General features: G+C 40.0%; 12 protein-coding genes and 1 pseudogene. 3 read left to right on the plus strand and 10 right to left on the minus strand.

Going from position 1 to position 12,610, the window contains the following annotated elements; translation table 11 throughout:
• Positions 1–5: 5 nt before the first annotated feature.
• The 10 genes and pseudogenes from spoT to PULV_RS13595 all read right to left on the minus strand — a co-directional run bounded on the left by spoT (position 6) and on the right by PULV_RS13595 (position 10,298).
• Complete coding sequence (spoT, locus tag PULV_RS13555; protein ID WP_086744677.1) at positions 6–2,111, minus strand: bifunctional GTP diphosphokinase/guanosine-3',5'-bis pyrophosphate 3'-pyrophosphohydrolase; 2,106 nt, start codon at positions 2,109–2,111, stop codon at positions 6–8.
• A 128-nt stretch (positions 2,112–2,239) separates the two neighbouring features.
• Complete coding sequence (gene rpoZ, locus PULV_RS13560) at positions 2,240–2,515, minus strand: DNA-directed RNA polymerase subunit omega (protein WP_193331994.1); 276 nt, start codon at positions 2,513–2,515, stop codon at positions 2,240–2,242.
• 122 nt (positions 2,516–2,637) lie between these two features.
• Positions 2,638–3,264: a guanylate kinase gene (gene gmk / locus PULV_RS13565; protein WP_193331995.1), complete on the minus strand. Its 627-nt coding sequence runs from the start codon at positions 3,262–3,264 to the stop codon at positions 2,638–2,640.
• A gap of 626 nt (positions 3,265–3,890) precedes the next feature.
• A protein-coding gene (locus tag PULV_RS13570) for an IS3 family transposase (RefSeq protein ID WP_193330725.1) occupies positions 3,891–5,038 on the minus strand; the annotation gives its coding sequence in 2 pieces (ribosomal slippage) (positions 3,891–4,804 and positions 4,804–5,038; 1,149 coding nt in all).
• Between the two features lie 63 nt (positions 5,039–5,101).
• Positions 5,102–5,176, minus strand: a pseudogene (locus tag PULV_RS22175) (transposase); the annotation flags it as partial.
• A gap of 78 nt (positions 5,177–5,254) precedes the next feature.
• On the minus strand, positions 5,255–6,301 hold the full coding sequence (locus PULV_RS13575) for an acyltransferase family protein (protein WP_193331996.1): 1,047 nt from the start codon (positions 6,299–6,301) through the stop codon (positions 5,255–5,257).
• Between the two features lie 113 nt (positions 6,302–6,414).
• Positions 6,415–7,077 (minus strand): lipase family protein, encoded by a 663-nt coding sequence (locus PULV_RS13580; protein WP_193331997.1) that lies wholly within the window; start codon positions 7,075–7,077, stop codon positions 6,415–6,417.
• 241 nt (positions 7,078–7,318) lie between these two features.
• Positions 7,319–8,578, minus strand: a complete 1,260-nt coding sequence (locus PULV_RS13585; RefSeq protein WP_193331998.1) for a tyrosine-type recombinase/integrase — start codon at positions 8,576–8,578, stop codon at positions 7,319–7,321.
• Between the two features lie 204 nt (positions 8,579–8,782).
• A complete protein-coding gene (locus PULV_RS13590; protein WP_193331999.1) occupies positions 8,783–9,643 on the minus strand; it encodes a YicC/YloC family endoribonuclease in 861 nt (286 codons plus the stop codon).
• 448 nt (positions 9,644–10,091) lie between these two features.
• Positions 10,092–10,298, minus strand: coding sequence for a hypothetical protein (locus PULV_RS13595; RefSeq protein ID WP_086744672.1), 207 nt, complete (start codon positions 10,296–10,298; stop codon positions 10,092–10,094).
• Between the two features lie 258 nt (positions 10,299–10,556).
• On the opposite strand from PULV_RS13595, the gene rph reads away from it, so the two are divergent.
• From rph to PULV_RS13610, 3 genes are read left to right on the plus strand one after another with little or no spacing between them, the layout of a single operon-like run.
• Positions 10,557–11,270 carry a ribonuclease PH gene (gene rph, locus PULV_RS13600; protein ID WP_086744671.1) on the plus strand — a complete coding sequence of 238 codons (714 nt, stop codon included), beginning with the start codon at positions 10,557–10,559 and terminating at the stop codon, positions 11,268–11,270.
• 14 nt (positions 11,271–11,284) lie between these two features.
• Positions 11,285–11,929 carry an orotate phosphoribosyltransferase gene (gene pyrE, locus PULV_RS13605; protein WP_193332000.1) on the plus strand — a complete coding sequence of 215 codons (645 nt, stop codon included), beginning with the start codon at positions 11,285–11,287 and terminating at the stop codon, positions 11,927–11,929.
• A 48-nt stretch (positions 11,930–11,977) separates the two neighbouring features.
• Entirely contained in the window at positions 11,978–12,358 is a 381-nt protein-coding gene (locus tag PULV_RS13610) for a diacylglycerol kinase (protein WP_193332001.1), read from the plus strand.
• The last annotated feature ends 252 nt before the right edge of the window (positions 12,359–12,610 follow it).

Below are 12,610 nucleotides of genomic sequence, written 5' to 3' on the forward strand. Positions count from 1 at the left end.
GATAATTATCGTTTACGATAAACTTTTTGTACGTCAGGCATCACTCTAATTTTTCGCATTATATTGGCGACATGAATGCGATCTTTAACGGTGACTGACAAATTGATAACGTATAGGTTACTTTCTTTTTCATCGGTGGCTATCTCGACAATATTAGCCGCAGTTGAGGCTACAACGCTTGTCAGTTTGGCCAAAGCACCTTGGTGGTTAATAATTTCAACTCGTAAGGCGGCGATGTATTCTTTTTCGGGCGCATCTTCCCAACGTACTACGAAGAATTTTGCTTTATCGTTTTCCCAGCCTCGAATATTTTTACATTCGTGTCGGTGAACAGTTAGTCCTTTGCCATGACTGACATGGGCAACAATATCATCGCCAGGAACGGGGCGACAGCATTTCGAGTAGTTGACCAGCATGCCTTCAGTACCAATAATGGCGGCTTTGGTTTTTTTGGTAAACTCGTCCAAATCGGCATTATCTGAATGCAATAAACGCTTAGCGATTAAAATGCTCATGAGATTACCCGTCCCAATGGCCACCAATAATTCCATCATGGTTTTGAGTTGGTTTTCTTCTAATACACGTTGAACATTTTCATCAGGTAAGTCTTCTAGGGTGTGTTCTCCAAGAGCTGATTCGAGCAATCGGCGGCCAAGACTAATCGCTTCTTCTTCTCTCTGGGTTTTCAAGTAGTTACGGATCCCCAAGCGTGCTTTACCGGTAACAATAAAGTTGAGCCAAGTCGCATTAGGATGCGCGCCTGGGCTGGTGATAACTTCGATTGTTTGCCCTGTATCGAGCGGGCGATTAAGCGGATGAGGCTTACGATTGACCCGAGCACCCACACAGGTATTCCCCACATCAGTATGAACGGCATAAGCGAAATCAACCGCAGTGGCGCCCATAGGAAGCTCAATAATTCGCCCATCTGGGGTGAAAACGTAAATTTCTTCAGGAAAGAGCTCAGTTTTGACATTTTCAACAAATTCAAACGAAGAACCCGCGCTTTGTTGCAGCTCGAGTAAACTTTGCATCCATTGCCGTGCACGCTGTTGTGCTGTGTTGCCTGAGTTATCACCTGATTTTTTGTACATCCAATGAGCGGCCACTCCTTTATCTGCCATATGATCCATTTCGTGGGTACGAATTTGGATTTCGACCGGAATACCATGAGGACCCACTAACGAAGTATGCAGCGATTGGTAGCCATTGGTTTTAGGAACAGCTATATAATCTTTAAAGCGAGTTTCGATTGGCTTATAAAGGTTATGTGCTACGCCAAGAGAGCGATAACAGGTATCCATTGAGTTAACCCCAATGCGAAACGCGTAAATATCCATCACTTCATTGAACATCAGCTCTTTGTTGAGCATTTTTTTATAAATACTGTAGAGGTGTTTTTCTCGTCCGCTGACTTCAGCTTCAATCCCTGATTCTGCTAGGCGTGCAATGATCTCGCCTCGGATATTATTGATAATTTCTTTACGGTTTCCGCGCGCTTTAGCGACTTCATTTTTTAATGCGCGGTGACGCATTGGGTAAAGTGCTTGAAAGCCTAAATCTTCCAATTCATTTTTGATGTCATGAATACCTAAGCGGTTGGCGATAGGTGCAAAAATCTCCAATGTTTCACGGGCAATGCGGCGACGTTTTTCTGGGCGCAGTGCGCCTAAGGTGCGCATATTATGAGTACGATCAGCCAGTTTAATTAAAATTACGCGAATATCTTGCGTCATGGCCATGATCATTTTTCGGTAGTTTTCGGCTTGAAATTGTTTTTTGTCTTTGAAACTCAATTTGTCGAGTTTACTGACGCCTTCGACGAGTTCAGCAACTGTTTCACCAAAAATTTCTGCTAAATCCTCTTGGCTAAAATCAGTATCTTCAATGACGTCGTGCATCAAAGCGGCCATTAAAGTTTCATGGTCGAGCTTCATGCTGGCTAGAATTTGCGTTACTTCGACAGGGTGAGTGATGTAAGGCTCACCACTTGAACGCGTTTGACCTTCGTGGGCTTCGCGAGCGACCACATAGGCTTTTTGCACCAGTTCAACATGCTCTGGTGATAAATATTCTGAGATTTTCTTTTTTAGACCTTCAAAAAGATACATTCACGCTCCAATGCTCTAGAGAGGTGGGGAGATACTTGTTTTAGGTAACAATATACGATGAAACAGGAGGAATGCCAACGACCTTTAGTGGTTAAAGGGCGTTAGCATTTATCTATGGAAGTAATAGATTATTGGTTGCCACCAACGATAGCTGCAACCGCTGCTAATTCTGCAGCTTCTTGATTATGTTGCTCTTCAAGTTCAATGTGATCCATTGAAACATTATCAACATAACCCGCTTCGATTTCGCGAAGTGCGATAACCGTTGGTTTGTCTGTACTAGCTTCAACCATCGGGTTTTTTCCACCAACCGAAATTTGGCGGGCACGACGTGCCGCAACCAAGATTAAATCAAAACGGTTGCCAATTTTATCTACTGCATCTTCAACAGTTACGCGAGCCATTATGCACTCCCAAATTTTTAATTAAGCAAAAGCGTAGTTTACTTTAAGCACCCCAATTAGCCAAGATCTAATCAGTTATATTTCGGTTACTTATATAAGCCAAGATACTTGGACTGAAAAAATTAGTCTTCTTTTAGCAAATCAGTCAGTAATGGCTGGTATTTCAGCGCTTGATTGGATTGCTTTAAACGATGACTCAATACGATAGTTTCAAGTTCTGATAACGCGATATCGAAGTCATCATTAATAATCATGTAATCGTATTCATCATAATGTGATGTTTCTGCTTGGGCTTTGGCCATCCGTGAAGCGATGACATCAGCAGAATCTTGACCACGATTATTTAAGCGACTTTCAAGCTCCGCTTTTGAGGGCGGGACAATGAAAATAGTCTGTACGTCAGGGGCCAATTCTCGTACTTGGCGTGCGCCTTGCCAATCAATATCTAAAAAGACATCAATACCGTGTGCGAGTTGCGTTTCAATTGCTTGTTTTGATGTTCCGTAATAATTTTCAAAAACTTGCGCCCATTCAAAAAAGTCATTTTTGTCGATTAACGCTTTAAATTCATCAACGGTAACAAAATGGTAATGCACGGCATTTTCTTCGCCTGGTCGAGGCTGGCGTGTTGTATGAGACACTGAAACTTTCATATCAGCATGGCGCTTTAATAAGGCTGTGATTAAGCTAGATTTTCCGGCCCCTGATGGCGCTGATAAAATAAATAAATTTCCGCGATTTGCTGACATGGACTTACTCTATATTTGTTAATGGCGAGCTTGATAAGTAATGATTACTTTCCTCGTTTTGAACGCGTATTTTAGTTTTAATCGACTTAAATGGCTATGGTAAATGTAAGATTCTAATAAGTGGAATACAATAAAACCGCCATTAGCGGTTTTATTCGGACAAAAGTAATTGCTATTTTTTACTCGATGTTCTGGATCTATCCCATGAATGGGAGAAAAAGTTCTAAATTTTCCAATTATTTAATTCGGTCTAAAATGATGAAGTCACCACTTTGGTCACTAGTTCGAAGACATTCGATGCCATATCTCATCACTTACTCAATAGTCATAATAGTACAAGTTCATAGTTCTTGTCATGTATTTAATTAATCATTATTTAGCCTTCCATCGAAGTCTCGATGGCAATATCTATATGATGGGGAGTATTGATGTATCTGTATTTACAGCTGATAGAACAATCGGGAATGTATAAGGTTATTTATTGATTTTGTGGTGTCTCAGAAAATGATTGGCCGCTAATTCCGGCTCTAAAATAGAAATGTAGATGTATTATTAATGCTGTTATTTTTCTCTACATTCTATTTTGCAAAATCAAAAGTTTTGCAGTGTGGACTTCCCAGCTCTCACTAGACAGTCTGTTGTTTCAAAAAATACGCTTCTTCGAATTTAGCAGGTGATATACCGCCTGTATGCGAGTGGCGTTTTTTTGGATTGTAAAACATTTCTATAAAGTTAAATATCTCTGTCTTCGCTTCGACTCTGGTCGAATATATCTTCTTTCTGATCACGCGCTTTTTAAACGTAGCAAAAAAGCTCTCAGCAACCGCATTATCATGACAGTTTCCTCTGCGGCTCATGGAAGGAATAAGATTATGCTCTTTCATAAACGCTAAATAATCTGCACTGCCATACTGACTGCCTTGATCGCTATGTACCAACACAGATTGTTCTGGCCGACGTTGGTAAACGGCCATTAATAATGCCCGGATAACCAAATGCTTATCCATGTTTTTATCCATCGACCAACCGACAACGCGTCGTGAGAACAAGTCGATAACTGTCGCTAAGTACAGAAAACCCTCATACGTTCGCACATACGTGATGTCACTCACCCACGCAGTATTAGGTGAGTCTGGGGCAAAATCACGCTCCAATACGTTATCTGCAATCCGTGATGGCTTAACGCCTTTGATGTATTTGCGCTTGTAACCAATCTGCGCTCTAAGGTTGTTCAGTCGCATAATTTTAGCAACACGGTGCACGCTACAAGACTCGCCCGCTTCACGAAGATCACGATGTATCCAAGGGCTACCATATGTTCCGCCGCTGGCAATATAGAACTCTTTTATCCGCTTGAGCAGGCGATTATCTTCAATCGCTCTCGTGCTCAACGGCTGTTTAAGCCATGCATAAAAGCCACTGCGATTGATTTTTAATACACGGCACATGGATAACACAGAGAACTGCTTCTGGTGATCTCGGATAAAGGCGTACTTTACTCTGGCTGGCTTGCAAAGTACCTTGCGGCCTTTTTTAAGATGTCCCTTTCCTCCGTGACCCGCTTCAACTCTGCCTCTAACTTAGCAATTCGAACCGAATCATCAGATGACTGGCGAACGGCTTTATTGCCACTTAACTGGCTTCGCCAGTGATAGAGGGATTTAGTTGAAATACCAAGCCGATCAGCAACTTCCTGAACTGAATAACCACGCTCAGTAATTTGCTTGACTGCTTCTATCTTAAACTCTTCGGTATACCGTTTGCCTTTGCTCATAAACACCTCTATTTGAAGTTACATTGTAACTGTTAAAAATGTCTAGCAAAGTCTGGGAAGTCCACCGAGCCTTTTACTGTACTGCCGTCGCCCCATTGGGCTGTCTATTTTCACTTTCATTTTGTTGATGTAACGAAGTCAACACGTGACATATATGGACACGACCCACTTTGCAAGCATGAGCTGTTGTTATCTTGTAAAAGGACGGTGAACGCCTCAAGCTTGGGTGCGGCTTGTCTGCTGCCCAAGGCTTAACTTGTTAGGTGATTTGCCGCGTATTAATTTAGCCATAGGCTTTTCAAAGTATCTGAACGAAATGTATGCGGCCAGTATACTTAGAGACAGCGAAAGTATTAGTTTTAACTCAACCGATAAATTTAACTTATTTACCTGCACAATAACTGGCATATGCAGCAAGTACAGGGAGTATGATATTTTCCCGATGAAGTCGCCAAACTTATTAGCCAATAGCACATTGTTATTTGGAACTAAAAACACCACGCAAAAGAAAACTGTACTCATTACAAACAGAACTTCGTAGCTTAGCCACATTTTACGTTTTGCATCAGATGTAACTGTTGTCAAATCTGGATACATAAGGGGAATTAAGCAAAGTGCCAATACAAACCAGTGCCTTCTAAGATACTGAGGAATCATTAACGATTTATAGTTCATCCCAAAGATAACTCCGACAAAAAAATACGGTAAGCTTCTAAGTACATTAAACTCGTTGTACGGAACCCCATTAAAATCACCGGATACTCTCGGGAAGTTAAATAAAAATAGTAAAATCATTACCGCGAATATTGATACATAAATATAACCTTTACGACTCTTAGCACACGCCCAAAAAATGATGAAGATGAAATAAAATTGTATTTCGGGAGGGATTGACCAAAGCACACTGTCACCATGCAAGAATAGCAAGTGACCTACCAGTGCATTGATATCAGGAATATTGTAAAGAGCATCATTACCTGAAATAGACAATAAATAAGAGCCGAATACAACCGCCAAATACAGGGGTAAGACTCTTCCTACCCTGGCTAAGAAATAGTGAGAGATATCTTTTTTTTGGAAGCCTCTCTCCAAGTAGAGATACGCCATTAAAAAGCCACTTAGCAAGAAAAATAGCATTACGCCATAAGCGCCAGAGCCGCCACCTAAAGCACCACCTAACCAATTAGTAACATCGCTAAAGTGAGTAAAAAAGACAATAAGAGCAGCTAGTGCTCGTAGGGTGTATAGCTTTCTAATTTCCATGAAAAAGGCCAATTACTCTGATTTATATGAAAAGGTGTTGTATTGATACAGAAATATCCGTTTCTCGCTCAAAGCCCTACATCGCAAAAGAGCCAGAATCAAAGAATCAAACTCTATTTTTTGCGCTTTAACCAATTTTTAACTGGCTCTAACCACTCATTTTTTGGAGTAAAAAATGCACCGTGTTCTTTACCTGTTGAAATTGAAACTTCTTTGTAAGAGCTAACTGTATCAGCTCTCCTTGCTACGACCTCATCACATGAACCAACAGAGTCTGATGTTTCATAAACTGAAAATAAATGTCCATAAATAGTTATATCTTCTCTTTTAGCTAAGCCACTCGTACAAGCAGCTAAAATAACATAATTAATATTCTTGTTTTTTAAATAGCTCGATGTAATTGCTGTAATAAAACCGCCACGAGAGAAGCCCACTAAGGATATGCTTTTTGCAGGCACACCACTTTCAAGTAACTGATTAACTTGATCAGATAGCTGCTTTGCGTATTTGAAAGGGTGAGTTTTGGCGGGTCGATGAGTTGCTATTAAATGATAACCAGAATCTGAAAGCCCTTCTTTAACTGCTGGGAAGTCGTATTTCCCCCAACGGTCATGAATAGGAGTTGGATCTTTTCCTTCTACTATAAATCCATGAGAGTAGAAAACATATTTACCCGATGGATTCACTTTATTAGGGAGGCCATCGAATATTTCACCGGCATAACTAAATGACATCAAAAATAGACTAAAGGAAAATAAAGCAAATTTGTGTAACATAACACTTCCGATTTTGGCTTAATGAGCTGTATTGTATTTAAACTATAATTTTTCATCAATAACTGGCTGTCAGCGAGTGTCCGTTATTCGCTCGAGCCGATCTGAGAGTATTTACTTTAACTGATAATGGGGCAAAAACGGGTTAGTGCCAAAGTCTGTCTACGTCACATATACGACTGTCAGACTTGATTGAGTCCTGTTAATCGAATCTGACAGTTCAAGCTAAAGGGATCGATGTTGCTTAACTCAGTAATGGTTTGTATTTTACCAATGGCATTAATCGTTCCGCTAAGTTATTCAAAGCAGTCTTACGCTCTGGAAAAAAGCCATAACAATCATAAGTTTGTTCAACACCTTTAAGGCTATGATTCATACACTTCTCAGCTACCTCTCTCTTTGTTCCTATTTTTGATAATAAAGTACGGAAAGTTCGTCTCAAGTCGTGAATAGTAAAATGCTCAACGTCTACATTTGCCATATAATTTGGTCCCGGTTTTCTTTTGCCATAGGCAACTCCGAACAAACTGGCTACAGCATCATTAAGGGTGTCACTTGCAATGTGCGGCTTTTTACTGGCCTTCCGTTTTGGAAATAGGTACTCGGAATTGCCGCTGAGTAATTTGAGATCCTGAAAAAGAGGTACAGCTAAATCAGGTATGGGCACAATCAGTGAAGCTTGAGTCTTCGTAGCGGTATCCAGTAGTTTGAAAGTTTGGCGTTTTAAATCAACTTGTTGCCATTTAGCCGATAACAGTTCCATCTTACGAGTCCCTAAAATTAAAAGCAGGACCAATGCAATATATGAGGCGGTCGGGATCTTATGCTGGTGCTCACGAAAAATAGAAAATGCATCTTCTATTTCATGTTCTTCTAAAAATCGTTGACGCTTTTTGTCTGCGCCTCCAGCATCTTCTGTCTGTGAAAACTCTTGTGCAATATTACAAGTGATCAGTTTATATTTTGTAGCAATTTTAAAGACGCGTTTAATAAATAATAGAACCTGATTGGCGACAGAGGGTCGCCCGAAATCTAATACTCGTTGGATGACATTATCGATATCGTAACTATGAATACGATCAATGCGTATAGCCCCAAGGTATGACTTAATTTCATTGTTATAAACGCGTTCATAGATGTAAGTGGTTTTGATCTTATTGCGCTTTTTCTCAAGAAACTTTTGTGCACAGTCATCAAACGTGATGAGCTTGGGCTGCTTTTGTCGGTCGATATCTAATTTAGGATCAATGCCATCATTTAGCTTTTTACGGCATTCAATTGCGGCTTTTATGGCTCCTTCAAGGTTGAGAAGCTCTTCATGATCTGTGCCATAAGAACCGATCTTAAACTGTCTTCGTTTACCGAATAGCTGATATCTGATGATCCAACTCGCTTTACCCGGAGATTTAACATCAAGATATAAGCTTGGATAGAAATTTTCAAAAGCGGGGTTACCGAGTTTGACGAGTTCATCTACTCGGTTTCGTTGTTCCAATATTGACATAAGCTCACCTTTATTTAATCAAAAAATGTGGTGAGTAGATGAAGAGATAAACACCAAAATGAAATCGAAAAAGTCACCACTTAGGTCACCACTTGACTGTCAATTTGAACTGTTTTTTATAAGCTCGCTTAAATATTTGGAAGGAAAAGCCTAAAAAAGCACGTTAAACTGCTATTTCAGGCTTAATTTATACTAGAAAACTTCTTATTCTATGTTTTGGATCTGCTCACGCATTTGTTCGATGAGTACTTTGAGTTCAACCGCAGCATTGGTGATGTCGCTGTTAATTGATTTAGAAGCTAAGGTGTTGGCTTCTCGGTTGAATTCTTGCATCATGAAGTCTAAACGACGGCCACAAGCTCCACCTTTTTTGAGCATTTTACGGGTTTCTTTTACGTGTGATTTTAAGCGGTCGAGCTCTTCTGCGACATCTTGCTTTTGTGCTAAATAGATAAGCTCTTGTTCTAAGCGGCTTTCATCAATCTCTGTTTTGAGTTCTTCGAGTTTTTGGCTTAAGCGCTCACGTTGCCATATTTTTACTTGTGGCATATGTTGTTCAACAACATCGACTTGCTCTAAAATTGCGCTTAAGCGGCTTTCTATCATATCTTTTAAATTGGAACCTTCGGCCGCACGTGCATCAAGAAAATCAACAATTGTGCTATCAAGAGCTGAAAGTAACTCAGCTTGTACTGAGTCCATGTCAATTTCTTGGGCTTCCATCACTCCAGGCCAACGAAGAATATCGACAGGGTTGATGTCGCCTTGACTTAAATTTTGTACCCACTTAGCGCTGTTCACTAATTGAGACGCGAGAGATTCGTTGATGGTGAGTTCGCCTACATGAGCAGGATTGGCTGCAAACTTTAAGAAAACTTCGACTTTGCCCCGTTGTAAATTTTTGCGAAGGCGGTCGCGAATAATGGGTTCCATGCCGCGAAATTGCTCTGGCGCTCGAATGAAGGTTTCTAAATAACGTTGATTAACAGAGCGGATTTCCCATGTGCCTGTTCCCCAATCGCCTTTTTGTTCCTGGCGCGCGTATGCTGTCATGCTGTGGATCATGGAAACGATTCCCTTTTTAAATTGCAGGTTAATTCATAAATTCAATTCATTATAACCAAAGATGATGCCAGCTCTAACACTAATTTTTAGACAAAAGTAACAAACAAGTAATACCAGCAGTTTGTTAGTTGCGACATCGGTTTTATCAAGACAAAATAAGGTTGCTAGAACTACACTCTGGATTCCACCAATGGCAAATAAGATTTGAATTAAATTATTCACAATGCGCAATTAATAAAAGTTTGTTAAGTTCTTTGAAAATAAACCTCATAACATAAAATTACATAAGTGTGTTGTAAGGCTTACTCATCAAATGTTTTTCTTCCTCAAGCGTTAAGTTAATTAAATTAAAGAGGTGTTCTATCTTGGAATAAAATAAGCGTACTAAGCTAGATTCAAGGTGCTCGATCATTAAAGGGGGATTACCCCCTCCCTTTACGCAGTGTTTCTATATGTTCACAATTCTTGGTGTTCCACCTTCATTTACACAACGGTAATAACTAGCCTGCGCTGAACGTGGGTTGTAATGTTCTTCTGACCAAGCGACTTTTCCACCTTTTTCACAAAAGATATAAGTTGCAGTACTGGCTTCTGATACTGGAGACATAGAAGCTACAGCAAAAGTTGATAGCGCGATTAACGTTGTTTTAAACATTTTGATATCCTTTCATTAAAATAAAGTTTGAGTGTTTTTTTAATACACTTTTTCGAGATTAAATAATGTCCCCGATTTTGTAAATATTTATTTTCAAAATCGGGTACAAATTCGATTCGTGAGCTATGAAAGGAGCTCTAAAGGCTAATAATAGTTAGAGACTTTATAAGGCTGTCATATAAAGTTTTCAATTTCGCGATAGCATGATGGTTACCAACCTTCTATAATGTGGCAAATTTTTAGATTAGAGAAGAGATGATGCGTCCTAGTGAAAGAACACTTAATCAGATTCGACCGGTTACCTTTAGCCGAAACTATACCCTTCATGCAGAAGGTTCTGTATTAGTTGAGTTTGGCAATACGAAAGTTTTATGTACTGCAACTGTTGAACCGGGTGTGCCTCGTTTTATGAAAGGTCAAGGCAAAGGTTGGATCACTGCGGAATATGGCATGTTACCTCGCTCTACCCATACTCGTTGTGATCGTGAAGCTGCCCGTGGTAAGCAAAGTGGTCGTACAATGGAAATTCAACGCTTAATCGCACGTTCTTTACGTGCAGCAGTGGATTTAAAGGCGTTAGGCGAAAACACGATCACGATTGATTGTGATGTAATTCAAGCGGATGGTGGCACGCGTACAGCTTCTATCAGTGGTGCTTGTGTGGCATTAGTGGATGCGCTTACGCATATGCGTGCAAAAGGTATGATCAATAATAATCCGCTAAAATATATGATTGCTGCAATCTCTGTGGGTATTTATAAAGGTGAGCCAATTTCAGATTTGGAATATTTAGAAGACTCTGAAGCTGAAACCGATATGAATGTCATTATGACTGAGACAGGTAAGCTAATAGAAGTACAGGGTACGGCTGAGGGCGAACCATTTTCGTTTGAGGAGTTAGATCAGCTTCTTGGTTTAGCCAAGCATTCTATTCGTGAAATTATCGATATCCAGAAGCAAACATTAGCATAATTGAAAGGTTTAAAATGAAAGACTATCAAATCGAGTTTATTGAATTTGCACTAGAAAAGCAGGTTTTAAAGTTTGGTGAATTCACTTTAAAGTCTGGCAGAACCAGCCCGTATTTTTTCAATGCTGGATTATTTAACACGGGCCGTGATTTAGCGCGTTTAGGTCGCTTTTATGCTGCAGCTCTTGAAGATGCTGCAATCGAATACGATGTTTTATTTGGTCCTGCTTATAAAGGTATTCCAATCGCGACGACAACTGCGGTTGCATTATCGGATCATCACAATAAAGATGTACCGTATTGCTTTAATCGCAAAGAAGCAAAAACTCATGGTGAAGGTGGATCATTAGTCGGTTCTGCTTTAGCTGGTAAAATCATGTTAGTTGACGATGTGATTACCGCAGGTACTGCTATACGTGAATCAATGGAAATCATTCAAGCCAGTGGTGCACAATTATCAGGTGTATTAATAGCTCTTGATCGCCAAGAAAAAGGAAAGGCGGAACTGTCAGCCATCCAAGAAGTTGAACGAGATTTTAATACTCAAGTAATATCGATAGTGAAATTAGCTGATTTGATTTCATACCTTGAGCAACAAGGTAATATGAATGAACATCTCGAAGCTGTTAAGGCTTATCGAACGCAATACGGCGTAGCATAATTGACAAAAACCCTGCTTTAGCAGGGTTTTTACTTTTAAGGGAAGACTATGACTGACACTAATAAACCCAATGGTGGTGGTATTGAGCGTATTATTAAAGCTACTTACTGCTCGTACTTAGGATTTAAAGCTGCTTTTAAAGAAGAGGCTGCTTTTAGACAAGAGCTAGGGTTAACTCTGATTTTATTTCCAGTGTCTTTTTGGTTAGCTGATGGAGTGCTACATTGGGCTGGCTTAGTGGTAACACTTTTATTGGTATTAATAGTCGAAATGCTTAACTCAGCAATCGAGGCGTTAACGGATCGCGTTGGCACCGAGCGACATGTATTATCAGGTCGTGCAAAAGACATGGGGTCAGCTGCAGTAACCTTAGCATTAACAGTTGTGGCGATTGTTTGGGGTGCAAGTTTATATTTGAAGTTACTTTAATAGCTGATCGGCCCCTTTGGGTCTCTTTAAGGTAGATTCAATTAATGTTTCTTTCTTTAATGTGAATGCCTTTACCCTGAATCATTATTTAAAAATGACCCAATAATGCGTAGTTATCCACAGGTTTTTGTGAGTAACATGTACTTAACCTGTATCTATCTGTGTATGTTGAAAATACTTCAAAAAACATCAAAATAACCCTTGCCAAAAAAGTTCGCCGCTCTATAATGCGACCCCACTGAGACGGCAGAC

It is taken from the genome of Pseudoalteromonas ulvae UL12 (assembly GCF_014925405.1).
In the GTDB taxonomy this organism is placed as follows: domain Bacteria; phylum Pseudomonadota; class Gammaproteobacteria; order Enterobacterales; family Alteromonadaceae; genus Pseudoalteromonas; species Pseudoalteromonas ulvae.

Coding starts and splice junctions, on each gene's coding strand:
- spoT (WP_086744677.1), bottom strand. CDS start 2,111: ATGTATCTTTTTGAAGGTCTAAAAAAGAAAATCTCAGAATATTTATCA.
- rpoZ (WP_193331994.1), bottom strand. CDS start 2,515: ATGGCTCGCGTAACTGTTGAAGATGCAGTAGATAAAATTGGCAACCGT.
- gmk (WP_193331995.1), bottom strand. CDS start 3,264: ATGTCAGCAAATCGCGGAAATTTATTTATTTTATCAGCGCCATCAGGG.
- PULV_RS13575 (WP_193331996.1), bottom strand. CDS start 6,301: ATGGAAATTAGAAAGCTATACACCCTACGAGCACTAGCTGCTCTTATT.
- PULV_RS13580 (WP_193331997.1), bottom strand. CDS start 7,077: ATGTTACACAAATTTGCTTTATTTTCCTTTAGTCTATTTTTGATGTCA.
- PULV_RS13585 (WP_193331998.1), bottom strand. CDS start 8,578: ATGTCAATATTGGAACAACGAAACCGAGTAGATGAACTCGTCAAACTC.
- PULV_RS13590 (WP_193331999.1), bottom strand. CDS start 9,643: ATGATCCACAGCATGACAGCATACGCGCGCCAGGAACAAAAAGGCGAT.
- PULV_RS13595 (WP_086744672.1), bottom strand. CDS start 10,298: ATGTTTAAAACAACGTTAATCGCGCTATCAACTTTTGCTGTAGCTTCT.
- rph (WP_086744671.1), top strand. CDS start 10,557: ATGCGTCCTAGTGAAAGAACACTTAATCAGATTCGACCGGTTACCTTT.
- pyrE (WP_193332000.1), top strand. CDS start 11,285: ATGAAAGACTATCAAATCGAGTTTATTGAATTTGCACTAGAAAAGCAG.
- PULV_RS13610 (WP_193332001.1), top strand. CDS start 11,978: ATGACTGACACTAATAAACCCAATGGTGGTGGTATTGAGCGTATTATT.